At 42.5% G+C, this 24,663-nt stretch carries 16 protein-coding genes and 1 other RNA gene; 14 read left to right on the top strand and 3 right to left on the bottom strand.

What is annotated here, in order from left to right:
- Positions 1-117: 117 nt before the first annotated feature.
- The 3 genes from ABMY41_RS12415 to ABMY41_RS12405 are packed head-to-tail and all read left to right on the top strand — an operon-like array spanning position 118 to position 5,887.
- Complete coding sequence (locus ABMY41_RS12415) at positions 118-1,524, top strand: TolC family protein (protein ID WP_349274857.1); 1,407 nt, start codon at positions 118-120, stop codon at positions 1,522-1,524.
- 2 nt (positions 1,525-1,526) lie between these two features.
- Entirely contained in the window at positions 1,527-2,765 is a 1,239-nt protein-coding gene (locus tag ABMY41_RS12410; protein WP_175083639.1) for an efflux RND transporter periplasmic adaptor subunit, read from the top strand.
- Positions 2,765-5,887 carry an efflux RND transporter permease subunit gene (locus tag ABMY41_RS12405; RefSeq protein WP_349274856.1) on the top strand — a complete coding sequence of 1,041 codons (3,123 nt, stop codon included), beginning with the start codon at positions 2,765-2,767 and terminating at the stop codon, positions 5,885-5,887. The genes ABMY41_RS12410 and ABMY41_RS12405 overlap by 1 nt, the downstream gene beginning before the upstream one ends.
- 521 nt (positions 5,888-6,408) lie before the next feature.
- Here ABMY41_RS12405 and ssrS read toward each other — a convergent pair.
- Positions 6,409-6,592: non-coding RNA, 6S RNA (gene ssrS, locus ABMY41_RS12400), on the bottom strand.
- Between the two features lie 194 nt (positions 6,593-6,786).
- Here ssrS and ABMY41_RS12395 point away from each other — a divergent pair.
- The 5 genes from ABMY41_RS12395 to ABMY41_RS12375 all read left to right on the top strand — a co-directional run bounded on the left by ABMY41_RS12395 (position 6,787) and on the right by ABMY41_RS12375 (position 12,562).
- The gene (locus ABMY41_RS12395; protein ID WP_175079970.1) at positions 6,787-7,350 is read left to right on the top strand and encodes a UPF0149 family protein; all 564 of its coding nucleotides are present in this window, start codon (positions 6,787-6,789) and stop codon (positions 7,348-7,350) included.
- 20 nt (positions 7,351-7,370) lie between these two features.
- Positions 7,371-8,696, top strand: a complete 1,326-nt coding sequence (gene pepP / locus ABMY41_RS12390; protein ID WP_349274854.1) for a Xaa-Pro aminopeptidase — start codon at positions 7,371-7,373, stop codon at positions 8,694-8,696.
- A gap of 8 nt (positions 8,697-8,704) precedes the next feature.
- Entirely contained in the window at positions 8,705-9,886 is a 1,182-nt protein-coding gene (gene ubiH / locus ABMY41_RS12385; protein WP_287242862.1) for a 2-octaprenyl-6-methoxyphenyl hydroxylase, read from the top strand.
- On the top strand, positions 9,883-11,049 hold the full coding sequence (locus ABMY41_RS12380) for an FAD-dependent monooxygenase (protein WP_175079968.1): 1,167 nt from the start codon (positions 9,883-9,885) through the stop codon (positions 11,047-11,049). The genes ubiH and ABMY41_RS12380 overlap by 4 nt, the downstream gene beginning before the upstream one ends.
- Before the next feature lie 208 nt (positions 11,050-11,257).
- On the top strand, positions 11,258-12,562 hold the full coding sequence (locus ABMY41_RS12375; RefSeq protein ID WP_055198117.1) for an MFS transporter: 1,305 nt from the start codon (positions 11,258-11,260) through the stop codon (positions 12,560-12,562).
- 511 nt (positions 12,563-13,073) lie between these two features.
- On the opposite strand, the gene ABMY41_RS12370 is transcribed toward ABMY41_RS12375, so the two are convergent.
- Positions 13,074-15,224: a TonB-dependent receptor gene (locus ABMY41_RS12370; RefSeq protein WP_349274852.1), complete on the bottom strand. Its 2,151-nt coding sequence runs from the start codon at positions 15,222-15,224 to the stop codon at positions 13,074-13,076.
- Between the two features lie 465 nt (positions 15,225-15,689).
- The gene (locus tag ABMY41_RS12365) at positions 15,690-16,535 is read right to left on the bottom strand and encodes a LysR family transcriptional regulator (RefSeq protein WP_175080839.1); all 846 of its coding nucleotides are present in this window, start codon (positions 16,533-16,535) and stop codon (positions 15,690-15,692) included.
- Between the two features lie 124 nt (positions 16,536-16,659).
- Here ABMY41_RS12365 and ABMY41_RS12360 point away from each other — a divergent pair, with 124 nt between their 5' ends.
- The 6 genes from ABMY41_RS12360 (at position 16,660) to ABMY41_RS12335 (ending at position 24,653) form a co-directional block, all read left to right on the top strand.
- Positions 16,660-17,259 carry a hypothetical protein gene (locus ABMY41_RS12360; RefSeq protein WP_251604203.1) on the top strand — a complete coding sequence of 200 codons (600 nt, stop codon included), beginning with the start codon at positions 16,660-16,662 and terminating at the stop codon, positions 17,257-17,259.
- 180 nt (positions 17,260-17,439) lie between these two features.
- A complete protein-coding gene (gene gcvT, locus ABMY41_RS12355) occupies positions 17,440-18,522 on the top strand; it encodes a glycine cleavage system aminomethyltransferase GcvT (protein WP_054560755.1) in 1,083 nt (360 codons plus the stop codon).
- 51 nt (positions 18,523-18,573) lie between these two features.
- Positions 18,574-18,963 (top strand): glycine cleavage system protein GcvH, encoded by a 390-nt coding sequence (gene gcvH / locus ABMY41_RS12350; protein ID WP_054551324.1) that lies wholly within the window; start codon positions 18,574-18,576, stop codon positions 18,961-18,963.
- Positions 18,964-19,127: 164 nt separating this feature from the next.
- Positions 19,128-22,019 (top strand): aminomethyl-transferring glycine dehydrogenase, encoded by a 2,892-nt coding sequence (gene gcvP / locus ABMY41_RS12345; RefSeq protein ID WP_349274850.1) that lies wholly within the window; start codon positions 19,128-19,130, stop codon positions 22,017-22,019.
- Between the two features lie 773 nt (positions 22,020-22,792).
- Positions 22,793-23,701, top strand: a complete 909-nt coding sequence (locus tag ABMY41_RS12340) for a WYL domain-containing protein (RefSeq protein ID WP_349274848.1) — start codon at positions 22,793-22,795, stop codon at positions 23,699-23,701.
- The gene (locus tag ABMY41_RS12335) at positions 23,691-24,653 is read left to right on the top strand and encodes a hypothetical protein (protein ID WP_349274846.1); all 963 of its coding nucleotides are present in this window, start codon (positions 23,691-23,693) and stop codon (positions 24,651-24,653) included. The genes ABMY41_RS12340 and ABMY41_RS12335 overlap by 11 nt, the downstream gene beginning before the upstream one ends.
- The last annotated feature ends 10 nt before the right edge of the window (positions 24,654-24,663 follow it).

Raw genomic sequence — 24,663 nt, 5'->3', positions numbered from 1 at the left:
CCTACCATTCATCGTCCCCAAATGTCAGGCTGTGTAATGTTATGTAAAGTCTGTTGAGCAAAACTTAACGTGGTGCTTGAATTACACTCATAAATAGATGTTTTTCAGGTTTTTAGAATGAATTGGCAATATAAGCCGAGTTTATTGGCTTTAAGTGTAATTTTGCTAAGTGCATGTGTTAGCCAGCCGACTCACAATGAACGAGTTGCTGAGCTGGAGACTGTACCAAGTGCATGGCAGCAACTTCCTTCTGGCGACAAGGTGCTTGCTGTTGAAGACAACTGGTTACAGCAATTACACGACCCTCAAGTTTTTACTTTAGTTGAGCAAGCATTAGCCCATAACCAAGCGATTTTACAAGCAGGTTACGATGTTGCGATTAAAGAGCAGCAGCTTATTGTTGCTGGGGCTGATTTATGGCCAAGCCTTGATTTATCAACACGTGCGAGCCGTAGTAAAGATAACCGCCCTGTTAGTTATAATAACGCCAGCTCAGCATCATTAGAATTAAGCTACGAAGTTGATTTATGGGGCAAATTGTCGGCCTCAGAACGACAAGCAAATCTTGAATACCTAGCTGAAAAAGCCACATTTGCGCAAAGCAAACAGCAATTAGTTGCTGATGTAGTAGCGGGTTGGTTTGATGTTATTACGAACCACAAGTTACTTGAGCTATATAAGCAGCGTGAGCAAAACGCTGAGAAAAATTTAGATATTATTGAGTCGGGTTATCGTCAAGGTTTAAATGAAGCGCTTGACGTTTACCTTGCCCGTAATGAGCTAAATACTGAGCGCTCGAATATTGCTGCACAGCAAGCAACATTAACTAAATCAATTCGTGATTTAGAGCGTTTAACAGGCCAATATCCTGCTGGGGCATTATCGGTTAGTGCCGATTTGCCACTACTTGAGAACACAATTCCTTTGGGTTTACCTTCAGAGCTTATCACCCGCAAGCCAGCGTTAATGGCAAGCTGGTATCAGTTGTTAAGTACCGATGCGGGACTTGCTTACGCGCACAAACAACGTTTTCCGAGCTTAAATCTTTCAGCATCTATCAGTGATAGCACAGATAGAGTGAGTGATTTATTTTCACCTTCAAGCTTAGCTTGGTCACTGATTGGTAGTATTTCAATGCCGCTTTTTGAAGGTGGTCGCTTAAAAGCCAATGAAGAGCAGGCAAGGCTTAGCGTTAAACGTCAGGAGCAAGCTTACCTTGCCACACTCTATGATGCCTTTAACGATGTTGAAACAGCCATCAGTCAAGAGCAAGCCTTGAAAGTGCGTTATGAAAAAACCTTAGAAGCACAAGAAAATGCAATTGCCGCAGAGCGTTTGTCTTTTGAGCAATATCAAAGTGGTTTAGTAACATACACGACAGTGCTTGATGCGCAAGATCGCTCTTTTAACGCGCAAAGCTCTGTTATCGAACTCAAAAACCAACTTATTAAAAATAGAATCAACTTACACATTGCCCTTGGCGGTGACTTTAGTGAAGCAAATAGCGAAGTAGCAGAGCAATAATCATGAATACTAAGACACGTAAAATATTAATTCCAGTTATTGTCATTGTAGTGACGGTATTACTCGTCATGTTTATTAAAGGTAACCCGCCGCAAGCAAATCGTTTTTCTTCACCACCGAAAGCGAAAGTAAATGTGGCTGTTAAAACTCTAACACCAGAAACTTATCAAGTAATGATTGATAGTTTTGGCACCGTAAAGCCACGTACGCAAAGTATGCTAGTCGCGCAGGCTTCAGGGCAAATTATCGAAATTAGTGAGCAATTTCGTGAAGGTGGCTTTTTCGAAAAAGGCGATGTGTTGTTGCAACTAGATGATAGAGATCACCGCGCCGAAGTAAAATCAGCACAAGCGACGTTATTAACCGCTGAGCAAAGCTTACTTGAAGAGCAAGCTCGTGGTCGTCAAGCAATTACTGATTGGGAGCGCTTAGGCAAGGGTGAACAAGCAAGTAGCCTGGTACTTCGTAAACCACAATTAGCAGCAGCCGAAGCCAGTGTATTGTCTGCGCAAGCGACACTTGAAAAAGCGAAGCTTGATTTAGAGCGTACAAAGATCACTGCTCCATACGCGGGGCGAGTTTTAAGTCGCAGCGTAGACTTAGGGCAAGTGGTGAGTAATAACATGGAACTTGCTAGCATTTATGCGATTGATCGCGTTGAAATTCGCTTACCAATCAAAAATAAAGATTTGCCGTTCATTAACTTACCAGAGCAGTTTCGTGATGGCGCTAAAAATAGCGCCGGTTCACTCGTTAAATTCAGCTCAGATCTCGTTGGCAAACAGTATTGGCAAGGTCAAGTTATACGCACCGAAGGGGCTATAGATGAAAGTGCACAGCAGCTTTACGTGGTTGCACAAATTAACGATCCTTACCAAGCAACGTCAGCGAATCAATACCCAATCAAAATTGGTCAGTATATCAAAGCGCAAATTACCGGTAAGGCGATAGAGAATGCCATTGTTATCCCAAACAGCGCAATTTACCAAGGCACGTACGTTTATGTTGAAGAGCAAGGTGTACTGCGTCGTAAAAATATCTCACTTGCTTGGCAAAACGCTAACCAAGCCGTTGTCGCTGATGGTTTGACTGCAGGCGATAACTTGGTGATTACACCGCTTGGACAAGTTAGCTCAGGCACCCAAGTTACCGTTATGGGTAGCGAAGAGTATCAAGCGACCAGAGCAAAAGCTAAGCGCCCAAACAATCAACAGCCGCCTAAAGAGCAAGGAGCGCAATAATGATTGCTTGGTTTACAAAGAATCATGTTGCAGCAAACTTATTGCTGATCAGCATATTATTAGCGGGTTTATTTAGCGTTTCGACGCAAATACCACTTGAAGTATTTCCATCGTTTGAGTCTGACCGAATTAGTGTCAGTGTATCACTTCGAGGATCAACTCCTGAAGATGTTGAAAAAGGGGTATCAATTCGCATAGAAGAAGCGGTGCAAGATCTTGAGGGAGTTAAGCGTATCACTAGCCGCTCTTCTGAAGGCTCTTCTTCGGTAAGTATTGAAGTTGAGACTGGGTATGATCCAAGAGAGCTGTTAGCTGATATTAAAAGTCGGGTTGATGCAATTAACACCTTTCCGGTCGATGCTGAAAAACCGATTGTTTCGCTTGCTGAGTGGAAGCGCGAAGTAATCGCCGTGACTGTTTCAAGTATCTATGGTGAAAAAGAAACGCTTGAATACGCCGAGACTGTTCGCGATGAGCTTCTACGTTTGCCAAGTGTAACTCAAGTTGAGTTAAGCGGAGTGCGTGATTACGAAATTGCCATTGAAGTAAGCCAAGACACTTTACGCCAATATGATTTACGCTTATCGGACATTTCTTCAGCAATTAGCAATTCAAGTACAGATGTTTCAGCTGGTAACTTAAAAACCGAAGGGGGAGATGTACTCATTCGTTCAAAAGGTCAAGCTTATCGCAAAGACGAATTTGCTAACATAGTGGTAAAAAACCAAGCTGATGGCACTATTATTCGTTTAGGTGACATAGCCCGTATTAGCGATGATTTTGAAGAAACCCCAGTGCGTACTCGATTTAATGGTAAACAAGCGGCATTTATTGATGTGTATCGTATTGGCCCGCAAAGTGCGATTGAAGTTGCTGATGAGGTAAAAAACTATATTACTGAGCATCAAAGCCAACTACCAGAAGGGTTTGAGTTAAGTTATTGGGATGATGACTCAGAAGTTGTAAAAAGCCGAATAGCAACGCTTACTAGTAACGCAATTCAGGGCGGGATTTTAGTCCTTGCGCTACTCACCTTATTCTTGCGTCCTGCCATAGCATTTTGGGTATTTATTGGCATTCCTGTGTCGTTCATGGGCGCGTTTTTAATGATGCCAATATTTGGTATCACACTTAATGTAATCAGCTTATTTGGTTTTATTTTGGTGCTAGGTATTGTTGTTGACGATGCCATTGTGACCGGTGAAAACGTCTACACCCACCTAAAAACTGCAGAGAGTGGTGAGCAAGCCGCTATTCGTGGAACGCAAGAGGTGGCAACTCCGGTAACATTTGGTGTTCTCACGACTGTTGCGGCATTTTTACCTCTCGCTTTTATTGAAGGTGCTCGAGGCGCTATATTTGCACAAATTCCAGTAGTAGTTATTCCTGTTTTACTATTCTCTTTGATTGAGTCTAAGTTTGTATTACCAGCACACTTAAAATACTTAAAGTTACGCCATGAAAAGGGCGAACCATCGAAACTAGAGTGCCTTCAACAGCGTTTTGCCGATGGCTTTGAACACGCAATAATGAAGTATTACCAACCATTATTGAATCTAGCTTTAAAGAATAAAATGGCTACGGTTAGCTTATTTGTTGGGATTTTTGTAATTATTGTTACCTTGATCACAAGTGGTTGGACTAAATTTACCTTTTTCCCACGTATTCCAAGTGAAACTGTACGTGCATCCGTAACTTTCCCTGCCGGAACACCGTTTGAAGTGACCAATAAATACGTCATTAAAATGTCAGACAAGGCAAAAGAATTACAAGATAAATACCGCGATGAAGAAGGTCAAAGTGTAATTCTAAATATTTTGGCAACCACAGGTGGCCGTGGTGGTTCGTCAAATACCGGTAGTGTTAGATTTGAGATTATGCCAGCAGAAAAGCGTGAATCAGATATAGGCTCACGGGAGCTTGCCAGCGAATGGCGTGATCTTATCGGTATTATACCGGGTGCAGAGAGTGTTACTTTCCGTGCTGAGTTTGGCCGAACATCTAGCCCGATTGATGTACAGCTAAGCGGTAGCTCAATCGACACCCTTGAAGCTGTGGCTGAAAAGGTAAAAGAGCGTTTAGCAACTTATCCAACTGTGTACGAAATTGCCGATAGCATGTCAGATGGTAAAGATGAGCTGCAAATTGAGCTGACAGAGCAGGGGTTAGCGCTTGGATTAAATCGTGTTGATGTATCGCAGCAAGTGCGTAATTCGTTCTTTGGTGCGCAGGTACAGCGCATTCAACGTGGGCGCGACGATGTGCGCGTAATGGTACGCTTACCGATTGAAGAACGTCGCTCGGTTGCAGACTTAAAAGATATACTTATTAAAACACCTACTGGTGGTACTGTGCCGCTTTCGCATGTGGCGACTTTAGTACCGGGGCAAAGCCCATCGTCTATTTATCGTATTGATCGCTATCGCACATTGAACGTAACAGCCGATGTTGAAAAATCAAATACCAATATGACGGTACTGCAAGCAGACTTAAAAACCTACTTAGATGAGCTAATGGTGCAATACCCAGGTGTTGATTACACACTAGAAGGTGAAGCCAAAGAGCAGCGTGAATCATTTGGTTCATTGGCTTGGGGTCTGGTGTTTGTATTCTTTATTATTTATGCGTTATTAGCGATACCGTTTAAATCATATATGCAGCCATTAATTGTGATGAGTGTTATTCCGTTTGGCATGATAGGTGCGGTAATGGGTCACTGGGTAATGGGCATGGAGTTAACCATTATGAGCCTACTTGGCATGCTAGCCTTAATAGGTGTTGTAGTGAATGACTCTCTAGTACTGGTTGATTTTATCAATAAGAAGCGTGAAGAGGGTGGCGATTTACTTGAAACAGTTAAGCTTGCCGGTGCGGCACGTTTTCGCCCAGTAATGCTAACCAGTTTAACCACCTTTATTGGTTTAATGCCGCTGTTATTTGAAAAAGCAACGCAAGCACAATTCCTTATTCCAATGGCCGTAAGCCTGGGCTTTGGGATTATCTTCGCAACGCTTATCACCTTGCTATTAGTGCCAGTTAATTATCTATTAATGGAGCGCTTCAGGGATGGTTTAAGTAGGGGTGATAGGTTGAAAGCATGTGTGTTGGGTAGAGTGAAGTGAAACCCAACACACAGGAGCTATCAGCTTTCAGCCGTCAGCTATCAGAAAAACAAACAAGTTAGCGAGTTAGCAAGGGGAAAGAGTAAAGTTAACGAGTTCCGAGATGTAGGAGGCGTTTCAACGCCGAAAAAATGGAGATATTAGATATCAGTGGTTAGACGTTAGATTAGATTGTGCCCGCACATTGCTATGGCTAACCCCGATACTGTAGGCGTGAAATTTATTTCGCGCGATATTTCTTAAATAACGGGTTAGTCGAGGTCGAGCTTTAGCCCGTAGGTTGGGTAGAGCGAAGCGAAACCCAACACATAGGAAATATTAGATATTAGTCGTCAGAAGTCAGATAAAAAATAAGTTAGCGAGTTAGAAAGGGGAAAGAGTAAAGTTAGATTGTGCCCGCACATTGCTATGGCTAAACCCGGTACCGTAGGCGTGAAATTTATTTCGCGCGAATAAGAGTAATAAGTTCTTGTATAAAAGAAAAACTACATGGAAGATTTTCGATAGCTGATAGTTTGATGGTGTTCCCCAAGTATGCGGTGCCCGGTGTCAGTCCTGAAACCTTGAGGTTTCAGGGCGGGGATCTGCGGTTTACCGTAGGCTTCTCGGTACATGCCGAGCTTGCACAATAGTAGACGAACAGAAACCCTAACATAAAATTTATCGGCTCAGGGACTTAACCAAGCTCCTGCACCCTAGGGAACACCTTCAGTATATAAGACAAGTTTCAATCCTTAAACCATAGAAGTAAAAAAAGCGGATCGTTCGGGTAGTTTTTCCCCACCTTTAACTGCTTATTTACTTTTCAGATTGCTTTTTGACCTCAATCATACAATTAATTGGAGTTGCGATTTATCGAGTGGTAGCATGGCGTTACTTAGCCGAACAAAGAAAAAGTTATGAGCACGTTACCTGATTACCAACAAGCCCAATTGTTATTAGAAAAGAATGAAATTTTTGTCGCACCAGCCGAAGCCCATGGTGTGATCAGTGGTTTATTAGCCTGTGGCATCAATATCGAAGCCGACGAATATTTAGGTTTACTAAGCGATGTATTCAATGATGGCTTAGCCTTTAATAAAGATTTAAAAGCATTTTTTGCTGACGTGTATTCTCAGGTTGTTGCCAGCTTTAGCGATGAAGAATTTCAATTTGACCTATTTTTACCAAGCGACGACGAAACACTGATCGATTTAGCCAATGGCTTAGTATCTTGGGTATCGGGTTTTATGCTTGGTTTTGGTTTAAAACAAAAAGATTACGGCAAGTTATCTGCTGATGTGAAAGAAGTGATCAGCGATTTTAGTGAAATTACCCGCCTAGACACCATGTTTGAAGAGACCGAAGAAGACAACCAAGCACTGCACGAAGTGATTGAGTATGTGCGTGTTTCTGCTCTGTTATGTTTTGCTGAGCTAGGTAAAGAACCTACAGATAAAAACTCTAAGAAGACCCTTCACTAATCAAATTACAGAGGTTTAGCATGTCGTCTATTGCAATCGATAAAGCTGAATTTAAAGCCCGCCGCGAGCGCTTGCTTGCGATGATGGATAAAAATAGCGTGGCTATTATTCCTGCGGCAGGAGAAGTAACACGTAGCCGTGATACTGAATATGCATTTCGTCAAGACAGTGACTTTTTCTACCTAACAGGGTTTAACGAACCAGATGCAGTTTTAGTGCTTTGCCCGTCAAGCGATATACCAAGTACGCTTATTTGCCGCAACAAAGACAAACTAGCTGAAATTTGGCATGGCCGAAGAATTGGTTTCGAAAAAGCTAAATCTGAGTACTTATTCGACGCAACTTGCCCACTTAGTGAACTAGATGAACAATTATTAGATTTGGTGAACGGCCAGCAGATTTTATTTTATGCTCAAGGCACTTACGCAAATTTCGATGCAAAGGTTTGGGACTTATTAAACACACTTCGCGGCGCACCTAAAAAGGGCTATAAAGCCCCACATACTATTAAAGATATTCGTGGTTTAGTGCATGAAATGCGGTTGTTTAAATCTGACGCAGAATTAAACATTATGCGTACAGCTTGCGAAATTAGTGCGCAAGGCCATATTCGCGCTATGCAGTTTGCCAAACCTGGCGCAACTGAATACCAATTAGAGGCAGAGCTTCACCACCATTATGCAATGAATGGTGCCCGTCATCCTGCTTATGGCACGATTGTCGGCAGTGGCGACAACGCCAACATTTTACACTACACACAAAATGACGCTGAGCTAAAAGATGGCGATTTAGTGTTAATTGATTCTGGCTGTGAACTTGAAGGTTATGCGGCAGATATCACACGTACTTTCCCAATCAATGGCAAGTTTAGCGAACCACAAGCGGCGCTTTACAACATTGTATTAGCAGCTCAAGAAGCAGCATTCAGCCAAGTAAAGCCGGGCGGTAGTTTATCGAAAGCGAATGAACTGGCCTCAACGGTATTAACGCAAGGGCTTATTGATTTAGGCATTTTAACTGGTGAGCTTGATGAGCTAATGGTAAACCAAGCGTGCAAAGCATTTTACATGCATGGCCTTGGTCACTGGCTGGGGTTAGACGTACACGATGTTGGCGAATATAAGCTTGATGAAAAAGAGCGCGTATTTGAGCCGGGCATGGTGCTCACAATCGAACCGGGTTTATATATTAGCGAAGATGCAAAAGCACCAGAGCAATATAAAGGCATCGGGATTCGTATTGAAGATAACTTACTTGTCACTCAAGATGGCCATGAAAACCTGACCATTTCGGTTCCTAAAACCGTTAGTGACATTGAAGCAGTGATGCAAGCAAACAAAGGCTAGGAGCAAGCGTGGCAAAGCAGTTTGATGTTGTCATTATCGGCGGTGGAATGGCGGGTGCAAGTTGTGCCCTAGGCCTAAAACAGAGCAATAAGCAGTTATCAATCGCTGTAATTGAAGCAAATGAAGTAAGCGCAGACTATCACCCAAGCTTTGATGATAGAAGCATTGCGCTGGCTCAGCAGTCTGTTCAGTACTTAAAATCAATCAATGCGTTTGATTGCCAAGCGCCATTTGCAGCAGCGATTAAAAAAGTAACTGTATCTGACCGTGGCCATTTTGGTAAAACACATATTGATTGTCAAGAATATGGTCATGATGCCCTTGGTTATGTGGTCGAAGTGAACCCATTTGGGCGCAGCCTTCATCAGCAACTTACGCGTACTGATGTTAGTTTGTTTTGCCCTGATACGGTTGCCAAGCTTGAATACCAAAGCGATTTTGCCAATATCACGCTGAGCTCCGGTGAGCAGTTAAGCGCAAAGCTTGTGGTGATTGCCGATGGTGCTCATTCGCAAAGCCGTAAACTAGCTAATATAGAGTTTAATACTCGCGCTTATCAGCAAGCGGCGATTATTGCTAACATCGAAGTGGCTGGTGGTCATCATAATCATGCCTTTGAGCGTTTTACTGAGCACGGCCCAATGGCACTGTTGCCAATGAGTAATAACCGATACTCACTGGTGTGGTGTATGGAGCCTGAGCAAATTGAGCACACTATGGCGCTTGAAGACGATGCCTTTTTGGCTGAGTTGCAAAAAGCATTTGGTTACTGCGGCGGCGCATTTAGCAAAGTGGGTATGCGTGCAAGTTATCCGCTTGTGTACGGTAAAGCAGAATCACTGAGCAGCCACCGTACGGTATTAATTGGTAATGCAGGGCATGCTATTCACCCAATTGCAGGGCAGGGCTTTAATTTAGGCCTGCGTGATGTGCAACTACTGTGTGATATGGCAAATAGAGACGACCTTGGTGATTACGCCTTTACCCGTTATTACAGCCAAACTCGCAGTAAAGATATTACGACCGTGATGACACTCACAGACAGCCTAGTGCGTTTGTTCTCTAACTCATCACGGTTGCTCGCGCTTGGTCGCAGCATAGGCCTTTTCTCAATGGATTTATTCTCCTCGTTAAAAACCCCGCTGGCAAAACAGCTTATGGGTCAGGTTAAGCAAGGTAAACGGATATGAAACAAGCACAAGTTTGTATTGTCGGTGGTGGCTGTGTTGGTCTTACGCTAGCACTAGGTTTAGCAAAAGCAGATATCAGCGTTGTGGTGATTGATGCGAGTAAAAATCAAACCTTACCAGGTGATGATTACGCACTTCGCGTGAGCGCATTAAGCTTAGCTAGTCAGGGCTTATTCGAGTCTTTAAATGTATGGCCAGAGATCATTAAACAACGTGCTACACCCTATACGTCGATGGATGTACGTGATCAAGACAGCTTTGGCAAAATTCATTTTGATCATAACGATCTCGACTTACCGCAGCTCGGTCATATCGTCGAAAACGACATTATTCGCTACGCTTTAATTAGCGAACTTGAAAAGCAAAGTAATGCTACTTTATTGTTCGAAACCCGCTATCAGCAAATTCATCAAACCGACTCTGATGTGTTTATTACTCTTGAAAGCGGCGAGCCTGTGATTGCTAAACTATTAGTGGCGGCAGATGGGGCTAACTCGGCTATTCGCAAGCAGTTCAACATGCCAATTACTTTTAAAGATTACGACCATCACGCCATTGTTGCCACGGTTAAAACCGCTGATGAGCATAACAACACAGCGCGCCAAGTGTTTTTGCCAACCGGGCCGCTGGCGTTTTTACCCTTGCCAGATAAACATACGCACTCAATTGTTTGGTCAACAAGCCCTGAGCATTGCGACACACTTTTAGCGCTTGATGATAACAACTTTAATAAAGCGGTTATGGCAGCCCTCGATGGCCAATGTGGTTTATGTGAAGTGCAAAGTGAGCGCATGGCGTTTCCACTTAAGATGCGTTATGCCCAGCAGTGGGTGTCGGGCAAAGTAGTATTAATGGGCGATGCAGCGCACACCATTCACCCATTAGCTGGTTTAGGCATGAACCTAGGCCTTAAAGACGCAGCCTATTTAATTGAGCTATTAAGTAACGAGCAAGGCGAGTTTGCAAGTGCACGCACGCTGCGTGATTATGAACGTACTCGCAAGCTTGATGCGCAAAAACACATTGCCATGATGCAAGGCTTAAAAGAGCTATTTGCGGGCGCTAACCCACTGAAAAAGCTTGTACGTGGTGTTGGTTTAAGCCTTGTAGACAACCTTGGCCCAATTAAACATTTGTTCGCAAAAGAAGCGATTGGTAAATAACACCTAACTAGTTGTTACTATTTAGTTTAAGCAGCAGCTAAGCAATTAGCTGCGGCTTTTTTGCACTTACATGAACGCAAAATGATAGCGCTGTCATTTTTGTTAGTGTATGATTAAATTTTTGTGATTGGTATGGAAATTAAACAGCTTTGTTGAGTTGTATACTAAATTCCAACCAAATAAAAATAATTAAACTAAGAGAACAATTATGGAAGCAACGGTTGAGTGTGACAACAACACAAAACAAAGCATCTGGCTGCCAATGGTATTGGCCGGCTCAATGTTTTTTATCTTAGGGTGTATAACGTGGCTTAATGGTGCAATCACACCATTTTTGCAGCAAATGCTTGAGCTTTCGCCGTTACAAGCTTCGTTTATCATCTCTTCTTTTTATATTGCGGTAACAGTTGCCGGTATCCCATCGGCTATGCTGATCAAGCGCGTTGGTTATAAGAATGGTATGGCAATTGGCTGTGCGATTATGGCTTTATCGGCGCTGATGTATATTCCTGCTGCGAAACTGCAAATGATCGAAATCTTTTTGTTCGCACAGTTAATGATAGGTGTTGGACAAACCGTGCTACAAACCGCTGTTAACCCATACGTGGTGAAAATGGGATCTGAAAAATCAGCCGCAGTGCGCGTGTGTATCATGGGCTTATTAAACAAATTTGCGGGTGTTATCGTGCCTGTGATTTTTGCCGCTGTAGTAGTAAGCGGTGTGGTTGATGGTGCAGGTAAATTATCGCAAGAACAAAAAGACATTATGGCAAATAGCCTTATCATGCCTTATGTATTGATTGCTGCGTTAATCATGTTATTTGCAGCATTTGCCAAATTTGCACCATTACCAGACTTAGTGTTTGATGAAGACGAAACATCAAACGGCAAAGGTGAAATTAAAGAAACCCTGGCACACCCTCACTTAGTTTTAGGTGTAGTGGGTATTGCGCTTTACGTTGCTGTTGAAGTTATTGCAGCAGATACCATTGGCTCGTACGCTTTACAAATTGGCGTTGCTGATTACTCAGTTATGACTTCTTACACCATGGCGTGTATGTTGATTGGTTACGCGATTGGTATTTTGACTATTCCACGCTTTATGAGCCAACAAACAGCGTTATTAATGTCGGGTATTGCTGGTATTATTACCGTGTTGTTAGTGGTGCTTGGCAGTAATGACTCGTTCATTATTTCAAACCTATTATTAGTGCCATTTGGTGGCCCACAATTACCAGACCCATTGTTATGCATTGCGTTATTAGGTTTTGCTAATGCCATGGTTTGGCCTGCAATTTGGCCACTGGCTTTAGCTGGCTTAGGTCGCTTAACAGGCACTGCATCAGGCTTATTGATCATGGGTATTGCTGGTGGTGCACTCGGCCCATTATTAATCGGTTTAGGAAACGTAGCAGGCCTAGGCGCACAAGGCGCTTACATTGTTATGATCCCAAGTTATGTATTCATTTTATTCTACGCCTTAAAAGGCCATAAGATGAGAAGCTGGAAGTAATCCAGTAGATTATTTTCAAGTTAGGCAAAGCCGCGGTACGCCCATCACCGCGGCTTTTTTGATCTTAAACTAAAGCTATCAGCTTTCAGCCGTCAGCTATCAGATTCAAAGTTAGCGAGTTACAAGGGTATAGAGTAAAGGGGAAAGTTTGCGAGATGCGAGTTGTAGGAGGGTTTTAACGTCGAATTCGTAGCAGCGGGTTTACCCCGCGTAATTTACTGTTTTTTCTGTGGTTCACTATTTTTTGCACAAAGAGAAAATAATGAGAAGTGAATGAGCAACTCAATAAAACTATTAGTTACTTTCCTCTAAAGCGCAGCGTCTCTATAGCTCTTTGTGAGTATTCATTGAATTACGCGATATAAAATCGCTGCTACAATCTTGCTAACTTGCTAACTTGCTAACTTGCTAACTTGCTAACTTGCTAACTTGCTAACTCGTTAACTCACACCCACAAAAAAGCCGTGGGATTTTCATCACACGGCTTTTGATATTTCGCTAAGTCGTTTTATTAGAACGAGTAGCTGTAACCTAGTTGTAGGGTACGTGGTTTACCTGGTTGAATACCACCATTTGCACGGTTTGCAACGTAGGTTTTGTCAAACAGGTTGTCTACTGTTAGGTATACTTTTTGTTTGTCGTCGATTAGGTATTTAGCTGCTAAATCCCATACAACGCGGCTGTCGATTGCATTGCGACCTGAGCTAGTTAAGTCTGCGTGTGCATCAGACACATAACGCATTTGCGTATCGAATACGAAGCTTGAGAACTCAGCACCCACTGAAAGCGCTAATTGGTTTTCAGGCACGTATGGCATTGCATCGCCTTTTTCTACGCTACCCCAAAGATCTGATTCAAACGCATTGTCAAACTCAGAATCAGTGTAAGTGTAAGTTAAGCGAATTGGGAACGAAGCTGCGTTAGTAGCAAATACTTTACCTGCACTTAGCTCAAAGCCAGACACAGATACTTCACCGTAGTTGTATTGGTCGCCAATGTTATTATCGCTACAACCTACAGCTGCAGTACAGTTACCGTGCATGTTTGTGTAGTCAGAGTTAAAGTAAATTACTTCACCTTGAATGCCCGCATAATCGTAACGACCACCTAGCTCAATGTTAACACTCTCTTCTTCTTCTTGATCCGCATTACCTGGGGCTGCTGGTGCGTAACCTTTTTGAATACCAGCAAGAAGCGTTAGGTTATCGCTTACAGTGTAGGTAGCACCTAGTGATGGTACTAAGATCTCAGTGTCGTTGCTGATATCTTTTGTTAAGCCATTTTCACGGTTTGGATCAGACTTAGCCCATTCAACACGTTTGATTGTGATGTCTTCGTAGCGAAGACCTGCGCTAATAACCAATGCATCAAGTGACCACTCATCTTGAATGAATAGGGTCGTTGCTTCTGCGCTATCTAAACGGTTGCTGTTTGAACCTGGAACGCCTTTTTCTGTAAGCGTCATTGATAGGTCTTGGTTAAGCGTGTACTTATCTTCCCATTGGAAACGATCCATTTCATCTTCGTGGTAACGTGCACCAACAGTGATGTAGTGGTTGCCCGCTGGGATATGGAATTCAGTTTGTAAGCCTTTCGCTTGGTAATCACGGTTATTCGCTTTTACGCCAACACCTTCAATACCTTCGCTTGTTGGGTTTGCTTCAAACTCGCTGTATTGCTCAAGGTAGCTGCTGCTTACTTTACTTGCTTTATACCAGTTACGGTGGAAATCGTTCAGGTAAGCTGTAGCAAGTAGCTCATAACCTTTACCAAAGCGGTATGCATAGTTGATTTGGTATGCATTGTGTTGTGTGTTCATTTCATCGTTTTGTGATGCCGCATAACGACGGTAAGGGTTTGCTTGGTAATCAGCGTCAGTTAAACCCATGTACGTTTCGTCAGAGCGCTCGTCGGAGTACTTTAATTTCATTTCTAGGCTGTGTGCTTCGTTATCACCAAAGTCAAAGCCAAACTTTAATAAGAAATCATTCTTTTCAAAGCCTGTGTTGTCGCTACCTACAGGTAAATCTTTAAAGCCATCTGCACCGTAAGTAAATACTTCTACAAGGCCCGCAGCATTGTTTTTCTTTTTACCGAAGTAAGCATGACCTTTGTAGAAACCGTCGCTACCAAGCTCGGCGTTAAGTAAACCTTTAGACCCTTCAGTTGGTAAGCTACGAGAAACTAAGTTTAAAACACCGCCTGTTGTACGCGGGCCATACTTTACAGAAGCCGCACCTTTAAGTACTTCGATAGACTCCATACGACCCATAGTAGGGAAGTAGTAAGCAGAAGGCGCTGAGTAAGGTGCTGGTGCTACAAGTACACCATCTTCCATTACTGAGATTTTGTCGTTACGACCCGTACCCGTACCACGCATACCGATGTTAGGGCGAAGGCCGTAGCCGTCTTCTTCTTGTACATATACACCCGGTACAGCACTTAAAACACGTGAGATATCAGTATATTCAAACTTTTCTAGTTCTTGCTCATCAATAAAAGTAGCAGAGCCAGGAATATCGTTAATTGCAGATGCAGAGCCAATTACAGTGATTTGCTCGAAGTTCTTCTCTTCTTTAGTTACATCTTTTGCAAAAGCATTAGCGCTTAAAGATAAAGCGACCGCAGTCGAAAGCGTAGAAACAATAAACTTAGGTGTCATTGTGTGTCCTGTATATGTTTAGATTTTTTTAACCGGCGCAATTAAAACATGTAAAATAATGCGAATCAATCCTATTTGTAATAAAACAGGTCTGAACTGTAAGTTTATGAAATCAATCAAATATAATGAATATAGTAGTATTGTAATACTAGCTTGGGGTTTTGGATGGTGTTAAGTAAAACTTAACAGGTCGGAGCCATCAGCTCGTAGGTTGGGTAGAGCGAAGCGAAACCCAACGTTTCACTATTTTTTGCACAAAGAGAGGACAATGAGAAAAGAATGAGTTACCCAAAAAAACTAATAATTACTTTCCTCTAAAGCGCAGCGTCTCTATACCTCTTTGTGAGTATTCATTGAATTACACGATATAAAATCGCGGTTACAATCTTGCTAACTTGCTAACTTGCTAACTTGCTAACTTGCTAACTTGCTAACTTGCTAACTTGCTAACTTGCTAACTCACACCTACGTCAAACGCAAGGCGATGAATTCGGCGAGTTTGTCTACGGCGGTGCCGGGGTCGTCGGTACGTTTAATTAAACTAATACCTATTTGACCAAGCTCGGGGAGGTCTTTGGTTTGTAGTTGGTAGTTAAGCTCATTCGGTACGGTGCTTTTTGAGAGTACCGTAATGCCTAAGCCTTCTTTTAACGCCGCAGTTAGGCCGGTTAAGTCGGCATTACTGTAAGCAATGCGGTATTTAATACCCGCACTTTGTAGTGCCTCGATTGCGCGGCGACGATATATACATCCCTCAGGGGCGGTTACAAGCGTGACCACATCGTTCTGTGCAAGGTTTAAATCACCCACCCATACTAGTTGGTCTTGCATAAAAATAGGGAACTTAGCTGATTCGAGCTCTTCGTTTAATGCCAATACTAAATCGAATTGATCTTGGCGCGAGACCGACAATAAATGTTTACTCAATCGAGAACGCACTTCGAGCGATACGTCAGGGTATAGGGCCACGAAGTCACCAATAATCGAAGGTAAAATACGTGCGGCAAATTCACTGGGGATCCCCAAACGCACTTTACCTGTCACGTTTTCGCTGGTGAACTGCTGCAAAATGGCATCGTTTTGTTGCAGCATTTGCTTAGCTAATGGCATAAGCAATTCGCCGTATTGATTAAGCACTTGGCGCTGGCCTTGCTTTTTAAACAGCTTATGGCCCAGCATGTCTTCTAGGCGCTTTATTTGTAAGCTCACAGCCGGTTGCGATAGCCCTAATAATTCACCCGCTTTGGCAAATCCGCCAACTTCAACAACAGTGACTAAAGTACGTAAACTATCGGTAGAAATGTTTTTCATTAAAAAATTCTATTTATAGGGCTATGTATATAAGCATTATTTATCAATTGATAAATAATTACAATTTGTTGTTGCCAGCACGGCGCAATATACTTCAAGCATTAACGATTGATAGGTGTCACATATGACTTTTACGCCAATAATGTTTGCTCGCCACAGCCAAGCTGAGACCCCAGCAGACAACGTGCTACAAGCTAATAGCGATACTGCCATTATGGATTTTAGTGGCACTGAAGCAATCCCATTTTTAACGGCTATTTTAGGTCTTGATATTAATAAGCTAACCGCCAGCGGTTTAGGCTTACGTAGTTCATTAGACGATGACCTAACAAGCAGCTACGCTTATGCCCTGTATTACTTTAATGAAACTGCATTTCGTTTTGTATTAGGTAAAGATGCCAGCGTGCAATTACAGTCGCTTATTAATGAGCAACAACTACGTTACGACATTGATTACGTAATGCGTGACGATTTAAGCGCGCTAACCCTAAGTGGTGAGCAAGCGTTTGATGCCTTGGTCGACAGCTTTAAGCTAACGCCGGGGCTGCGTTTATCAGACATGCGCAGCTGCTATGGTGCACAAAGCGGTGAGGTATTTATTACCGCCATAGATAACCAAGCAACACAGCAATTTCAGCTGGTGGCGCGCCAAGCTGAGCTTGATAAATGGCGAACGCACTTACAGCAGCTCGGCTTTGATTTAGCCTTAGCCAACGTTGCTTAAAAGATAAAATTTTTAAAACAGCTACGCACTTGGGTGTTTAGCTGTTTTTTAGTTACAAAATCGCAATTTGGGTGTGACAACTGTGCAACTAATGTATAATCGCCGCCCATGTTATTCCCCCTCATTAAATTGAGGCCACGCCCCACAACTTGTGGGTTAATTTAAAAGTGAAGGAATATTATGACTTCTAAAACAGTTTTACATGCTAAGCACCTTGAAGCTGGCGCAAAAATGGTTGATTTCCATGGCTGGGAAATGCCAATCAACTACGGCTCACAAATCGAAGAGCATAATGCGGTTCGCACAGATGCAGGTATGTTTGACGTATCTCACATGACTATTGTCGATATTCAAGGCGAGCAAGCACAAGCGTTCTTACGTAAGCTAGTTGCAAACGACGTTGCTAAGTTAACTGTACCGGGTAAAGCACTTTACACAGGTATGCTTAACGAAGAAGGCGGCGTAATCGACGACCTAATCATCTACTTCTTCTCAGAAACGAACTACCGTTTAGTAGTTAACTCAGCAACACGTGAAAAAGATTTAGCGCATTTAGCTAAAGTTTCGGCTGATTTCGCCGTAACGGTTACTGAGCGTCCTGAGTTTGCAATGATTGCCGTTCAAGGCCCTAATGCACGTGCTAAAACAGCAACAGTACTTAACGCAGAGCAACAAGCTGCTGTTGAAGGTATGAAGCCTTTCTTTGGAGTGCAAGCAGGTGATTTATTTATTGCGACAACAGGCTATACTGGCGAAGATGGTTATGAAATCGTAGTACCTAACGATCAAGCTGCTGATTTATGGCAACAACTTCTAGATGCAGGCGTAGCGCCAGCAGGTCTAGGTGCACGTGATACGTTACGTCTTGAAGCGGGTATGAACCTTTACGGCCTAGATATGGACGAAAGTGTTTCTCCACTTGCAGCAAACATGGCGTGGACAATCGCATGGGAGCCAGAAGATCGTAAGTTTATCGGTCGTGAAGTATTAGAGCAGCAACGCGCTGATAAGAGCACAGACAAACTAGTTGGTTTAGTGCTTGAAGAAAAAGGCGTATTGCGTAGCGGTTTAAAAGTCATCGTTGAAGGTGGTGAAGGGGTGATTACCTCTGGTACATTCTCACCAACCCTTGGTCACAGTGTTGCGCTAGCACGCGTTCCGCGTTCAACTGGCGAAACAGCCCAAGTAGAGATGCGTAAAAAACTGGTTAACGTTAAGGTTGTTAAACCTTGCTTTGTACGTAACGGCAAATCAGTTATCTAAACTATAAAAAATTTGGTGTTATCACCCAATATAAACCAAAGGAACAAAAAGATGAGCAATATCCCAAGCGAATTAAAATATGCTACTTCACACGAGTGGGTTCGCGACGAAGGTGACGGTACGTTTACTGTAGGTATCACTGAGCACGCACAAGAACTTCTTGGCGACATGGTATTCGTTGAACTACCAGAAGTTGGTGATGAAGTTGACGCGGGTGAAGACTGCGCAGTAGCTGAGTCTGTAAAAGCAGCATCAGACATCTACGCACCAATCGGCGGTGAAATCGTTGCAATCAACGAAGAGCTTGAAGATTCGCCTGAAACAGTAAATAACGACCCGTACACTGACGGTTGGTTATTCCGTATCAAAGCATCTGACACATCAGAGCTTGATAACCTGTTAGACGCTGAAGGCTACGCTAACACAATCGACGAAGACTAATTAATTAGTCACGCCGACTAAAAGCCCCTCATAAGTGGGGCTTTTATGATTTTATAGCTTACTTTTCCATACGCTGTAAGTTACTGAATCAACCTGTTTTTAAGTTATTGCCAGTTACCCATTGGCAGTAACCACTTTTTTTTGGATCATAGGAATCTGGACAAATGTCAAACGCCAAATCTCTTGAACAATTAGAGCAAAAGCAAGATTTTATTCGCCGTCACATTGGGCCAAGCCCAGCGCAAGTAAGCGACATGCTGAGCGCTCTTGGAGTATCGAGTGTTGAAGAGCTGATCGGTCAAACGGTACCTGCAAGCATTCGCTTAGAGCAAGGTTTATCAATTGGCGAAAGCCGCACTGAAGTTGAAACACTAAGCTACTTAAAATCAGTAGCAAGCAAAAATAAAGTGTTCAAATCATACATCGGTCAAGGCTACCACCCAACTCACGTACCACACGTAATTTTACGTAACGTACTTGAGAACCCAGGCTGGTACACTGCGTATACACCATACCAACCAGAGATTGCACAAGGTCGTTTAGAATCATTATTAAACTTCCAGACTATGACCCTAGACCTAACTGGTCTTGATTTAGCAAGCGCGTCATTACTTGACGAGTCAACGGCTGCTGCAGAAGCAATGGGCCTTGCAAAGCGTGTTGCTAAAGCTAAAAAAGCAAACATCTTCTTCATTGCTGATGACGTACACACGCAAACTATCGACGTTGTTGCTACACGTGCAGACCAGTTTGGTTTTGAAGTGGTAGTTGGTCCTGCAAGCGAAGCGGCTAATCATGAGATTTTTGGTGCATTATTCCAATACCCATCAACAACCGGTGAAATCACTGACGTAACTGACCTAATCGCACAAGTACAAGACAAAAAAGCGATTGCCTGTGTTGCTGCAGACATCATGAGCTTATTAATGCTTAAAGCACCAGGTAAACTAGGTGCAGACGTAGTGCTTGGTTCAGCACAGCGTTTTGGTGTACCTATGGGTTACGGTGGTCCACACGCTGCATTCTTCGCAACACGTGACAAGTACAAGCGTTCACTACCAGGTCGTATTATCGGTGTTTCTAAAGACCGTTTAGGTAACGACGCACTACGTATGGCTATGCAAACACGTGAACAACACATTCGTCGTGAAAAAGCCAACTCAAACATCTGTACAGCGCAAGTACTACTAGCGAACATGGCAGCGTTCTACGCGGTTTACCACGGTCCACAAGGCCTTAAAACTATCGCTGAGCGTATCCACCGTTTTGCTGACATCTTAGCAGCAGGCTTAAAAGCGAAAGGCGTAAACCTTAAGCACGACACATGGTTCGATACATTGACTGTTGTTGCAGATAACAAAGACGAAATCGTTGCACGTGCAGTAGAGCACGGCGTTAACTTTGCGTCTAACCGCGCAGGTGAATACTCAATTTCTGTATCAGAAACAACAACCCGTGCAGACGTAGCTGAGCTATTCGACATCATTTTAGGTGAAGATCACGGCCTAAGCGTTGATGCACTAGCAAACGAAATCGAAGTAAACGGCAGCAACTCAATTCCTGCAAGCCTAGTACGCGATGACGAAATTTTAACGCACCCTAACTTCAACTCGTACCACAGCGAGACTGAAATGTTGCGTTACATCAAGCGCCTAGAGAACAAAGACTTAGCGCTTAACCACTCAATGATCTCATTAGGTTCATGTACGATGAAACTTAATGCGACAGCTGAGATGATCCCAATCACTTGGCCTGAGTTTGCAAACTTGCACCCATTCTGCCCACTTGATCAGGCAGCGGGTTACCAAATCATGATGACTGAGTTACATGATTGGTTAGTAAACATCACAGGTTACGATGCAGTTTCACTACAACCTAACTCAGGTGCACAAGGTGAATACGCAGGCTTAATCGCGATTCGTAAATACCATGAGTCACGCGGTGAAGGTCACCGTAACGTATGTTTGATCCCAAGTTCAGCGCACGGTACAAACCCAGCGTCTGCACAAATGGCAAGCATGAAAATTGTGGTTGTTGACTGTGATAAAAACGGTAACGTTGATATGGCAGACCTTAAAGCGAAAGCCGAAGAGGTATCTGAAAACCTATCTTGTATCATGATCACATACCCATCTACACACGGTGTTTACGAAGAAACAATTCGTGAAATCTGTGACATCGTGCACCAGCACGGCGGTCAAGTGTACATGGACGGCGCAAACATGAACGCGCAAGTAGGTGTTACAAGCCCAGGTTCAATCGGTTCTGACGTATCGCACCTTAACCTACACAAAACATTCTGTATTCCACACGGTGGTGGTGGTCCAGGTGTTGGCCCAATCGGTGTTAAATCTCACCTAGCGCCATTTATGCCTAACCACAGCGTAATTAATGTTGCTGGCACAAACATCGGTAACGGTGCGGTTTCTGCTGCTCCTTACGGCTCAGCAGCTATTTTACCAATCTCGTGGGCATACATTGCCATGATGGGCTCTGAAGGCTTAAAACAAGCAACAGAAATGGCTATCGTGAACGCTAACTACTTATCTGAGAAGCTAAGCGAGCACTACCCAATTTTATACCGTGGCCGTAACAACCGCGTTGCGCACGAGTGTATTGTTGACCTACGCCCAATCAAAGAGCAAACAGGCGTTACAGAAATGGACGTAGCTAAACGTCTACAAGATTACGGCTTCCATTCACCAACTATGTCATTCCCAGTAGCTGGCACACTAATGATTGAGCCAACTGAGTCTGAGTCTAAAGTTGAGATCGACCGTTTCATCGAAGCAATGGTGTCAATCAAGTCAGAAATCGACCGTATCGCATCTGGCGAATGGTCAATTGAAAACAACCCGCTAGTGTTTGCACCGCACACACAAGCAGACGTATTAGGCAATGAGTGGGATCGTGCATACGACCGTTTCTACGCAGCATTCCCAGTACCAAGCGTAGCAAAAGACAAATTCTGGCCTACAGTAACGCGTATCGACGACGTATACGGCGACCGTAACCTAGTTTGTTCATGCCCAGCGGTTGAGACATACTGTGACTAAGGTTTGATTAAATTCAAATGCCAAAAAGCCGTTGCAGCAATGTAACGGCTTTTTTGTGTTTTGAAGAAAGTTAGCAAGGGGAAAGTTAGCGAGAGTAAAGGGGGAAGGGAGCTATCAGCTTGTAGGTTGGGTAGAGCGGAGCGAAACCCAACAAGTTAGCGAGTTGCTAGGGGAAAGAGTAAAGGAGCTTTAAGCCACAAGTTTTAAATAAGATTGTGCTTGTGCATTGCTATGGTTAAACCCGATACCGTAGGCGTGAAATTTATTTCGCGCGAAGAAGTTAGAGAAAAGTCAAATAGCAATACCTGACCCTATGTGTTTTCCTAGATACTCCGGTTTTACTGTTTAATAGCGAGCCTCCGCGTCATTATATGAACTCTATTCGCGGCCGCGAATTGATAAAGCAAGCAGTTAATAAACTAAAATATAGCTACATAGCGTAATAGACAATTTAACTTTAGATGCCCGAAGTGTAGATACTAATAGGTAAGAATTTCGAAATCTCACTTGTTGATAAATACTGTGAAGCATTAGGAGATTGCGGTAGGCAGAAATTATGCTTTGTACGAGGAGAGACAGGCAGTATTGTCTCGTATTAAATACCATGACTTATCTAGATTTCGTTTAAGAGTTTTCTGGTAATTATAAGGTATTAATTTTTAGTCTAAAATTTAGTGCAATTTCTTTAAAAGTTGTATATTGTTTTTGTAAGGACACAACCTGACCAACCCAAAGGTTAGGATATACCCAAGGAATTAAGGGGAGTTTTGAACATGGCAGATACGAAGTTAGCCCAAAGGTTAGCCGAATTGTTGAGCATGTTGAATGCAGGGGAGTTACTAAGCCCTTCACATCTAAGCGTTTATTTTAATGTTTCAGCTCGTACTCTGAGAAGAGATATCTATGAGCGACTTTCTTTCCTTGATATTCAATGCACTCCAACAGGTGAGTGGTTTTTAGAAAGGTCATCACCGAGTAAGCTTAATCACAAAGCGATAGCCCTTTTTGCAGAGAAAAGTGGAGTTCGTGAACTTTTTCCTTTTTTTACCAATGAGCTATTAGATTCCTTAATTGGAAATTCTAAGGATGAAGTGTATTTAATTAAAACTAATGACTATGAGTACCATGGCACTTCAGCGATTAGCACTAAATTTCAACAACTAGAAAGTGCAATAAGAAACAACAAAAGAATTAGTTTCTCATATAAAGGGAAGAACTATTCAGATATAGAACCATATAACTTAGTTCATTTTGACGGTTTTTGGTATTTAGCTGGAACGGACAGTGGCACTTTGAAATCGTTTCACATCTCATTAATGAAAACAATTTGGCCTAATAATAATGGTAATTTCATTAAAGCCCCTAACATACAAGCAAAAATAAAATCCTCTAAAACGATTTGGTTTGGTGGAGAGCACGTAAAGGTCTTACTTAGCGCTTCTTCTGAAGTTGCTCATTATCTTCTTCGGAAAAAGTCATTTCCAAATCAGCATTTAGAATCAACATCTTCTAATGGAAGTATTTTTTTCTCAGTAATTGTAGCGAATCAAAAGCAGTTATTTCCTCTTATTATGAAATGGCTTCCACACGTACAGATCATCGAGCCTATAGACTTAAGGCATAAACTCAACAACCAACTTTTAAACTACTTGAATAATCAAAAGGATATTTATGGACATTAATCTTAATTTAGTTTTTTTTGCGACTTTAGGAGTTGCCTTAATTTGTATTTTGTCAACTTACATAATACATAGTCGAATTTTAAGGTCAGAGGAAGCAACTGCAAAAAAAGTTGATGGATCAACTAATCAACTCAGAGATGGCCTTCAAGAGCTAACGGATTTGGTTAAAGAAAAGTTAGTTGCTCTTGAGCAGAGCTCTGTTGATAGCAGTAATGCACAAAAGCAAGTTACAAGAGAAAAAGCCACAGAACTTGAAAATCTCATTACTCGTTTTCATTCTGATTTGACGACAGCACAGAAAGAACAAGTGGGTATGGTTGTTGAGTCAGCGCAGCGAACTGAAGCTTTAATTAAAGACACTAAGTCTGAAATGACACAAGAATTGAATAGAGGTTTTGAAACTTCATTGAAATGTGAAGAGCAAAATCAAAGTACTCTTTTAAGTAATTTAAATAATGTAGAGACGAGTATTACTAAATTATTGAGTGAACAAACTAAAGAACAACGCAAAATAGCATTTGATACGAACCAAAAGCAGCTATCGAACTTCGAAAATTTAAGTTCAATTTTGCAATCTATACGAGTAGATAACCTTATTGAGTTAACAAATGAGTTAGCAAAGCATAAAGACTTAACTGTTGAATCAGAAGATTTTGTAAAAAAATTAGGTGATTGCAAGGTATTGACTATTGAGGATAAATTCACTGGTCAAATTACAAATGTTTTTTATGAAAATGGAATAAAAAGAAGTACGGATACATTTTCTGGCGAGCACTTAAAGTATCAAATGTATTTTGATGATGCCGGAAAACCTCAAAAAGGTGTTGAGTTTGATCTCGATGGAAACGTTATATTTGAATATTTATACGATGGTGCTGGAGAAGTGCAATCTAGAGTTGAGCACGTTCGAAACGAGCACGGCACTGTCGAAAAAGTAGAAAAAAGCTATTAAGGAGTATCTG

Source organism: Pseudoalteromonas sp. BZA4 (assembly GCF_040104395.1).
In the GTDB taxonomy this organism is placed as follows: domain Bacteria; phylum Pseudomonadota; class Gammaproteobacteria; order Enterobacterales; family Alteromonadaceae; genus Pseudoalteromonas.
The sequence above is the reverse complement of the archived record's forward strand: the minus strand, read 5'-3'. Positions and strand labels throughout refer to the sequence as shown.

Bases quoted from the DNA above. Each gene is read 5' to 3' on its own strand.
- ABMY41_RS12415 (WP_349274857.1), top strand. From the start codon at position 118: ATGAATTGGCAATATAAGCCGAGTTTATTGGCTTTAAGTGTAATTTTG.
- ABMY41_RS12410 (WP_175083639.1), top strand. From the start codon at position 1,527: ATGAATACTAAGACACGTAAAATATTAATTCCAGTTATTGTCATTGTA.
- ABMY41_RS12405 (WP_349274856.1), top strand. From the start codon at position 2,765: ATGATTGCTTGGTTTACAAAGAATCATGTTGCAGCAAACTTATTGCTG.
- ABMY41_RS12395 (WP_175079970.1), top strand. From the start codon at position 6,787: ATGAGCACGTTACCTGATTACCAACAAGCCCAATTGTTATTAGAAAAG.
- pepP (WP_349274854.1), top strand. From the start codon at position 7,371: ATGTCGTCTATTGCAATCGATAAAGCTGAATTTAAAGCCCGCCGCGAG.
- ABMY41_RS12380 (WP_175079968.1), top strand. From the start codon at position 9,883: ATGAAACAAGCACAAGTTTGTATTGTCGGTGGTGGCTGTGTTGGTCTT.
- ABMY41_RS12375 (WP_055198117.1), top strand. From the start codon at position 11,258: ATGGAAGCAACGGTTGAGTGTGACAACAACACAAAACAAAGCATCTGG.
- ABMY41_RS12370 (WP_349274852.1), bottom strand. From the start codon at position 15,224: ATGACACCTAAGTTTATTGTTTCTACGCTTTCGACTGCGGTCGCTTTA.
- ABMY41_RS12365 (WP_175080839.1), bottom strand. From the start codon at position 16,535: ATGAAAAACATTTCTACCGATAGTTTACGTACTTTAGTCACTGTTGTT.
- ABMY41_RS12360 (WP_251604203.1), top strand. From the start codon at position 16,660: ATGACTTTTACGCCAATAATGTTTGCTCGCCACAGCCAAGCTGAGACC.
- gcvT (WP_054560755.1), top strand. From the start codon at position 17,440: ATGACTTCTAAAACAGTTTTACATGCTAAGCACCTTGAAGCTGGCGCA.
- gcvH (WP_054551324.1), top strand. From the start codon at position 18,574: ATGAGCAATATCCCAAGCGAATTAAAATATGCTACTTCACACGAGTGG.
- gcvP (WP_349274850.1), top strand. From the start codon at position 19,128: ATGTCAAACGCCAAATCTCTTGAACAATTAGAGCAAAAGCAAGATTTT.
- ABMY41_RS12340 (WP_349274848.1), top strand. From the start codon at position 22,793: ATGGCAGATACGAAGTTAGCCCAAAGGTTAGCCGAATTGTTGAGCATG.
- ABMY41_RS12335 (WP_349274846.1), top strand. From the start codon at position 23,691: ATGGACATTAATCTTAATTTAGTTTTTTTTGCGACTTTAGGAGTTGCC.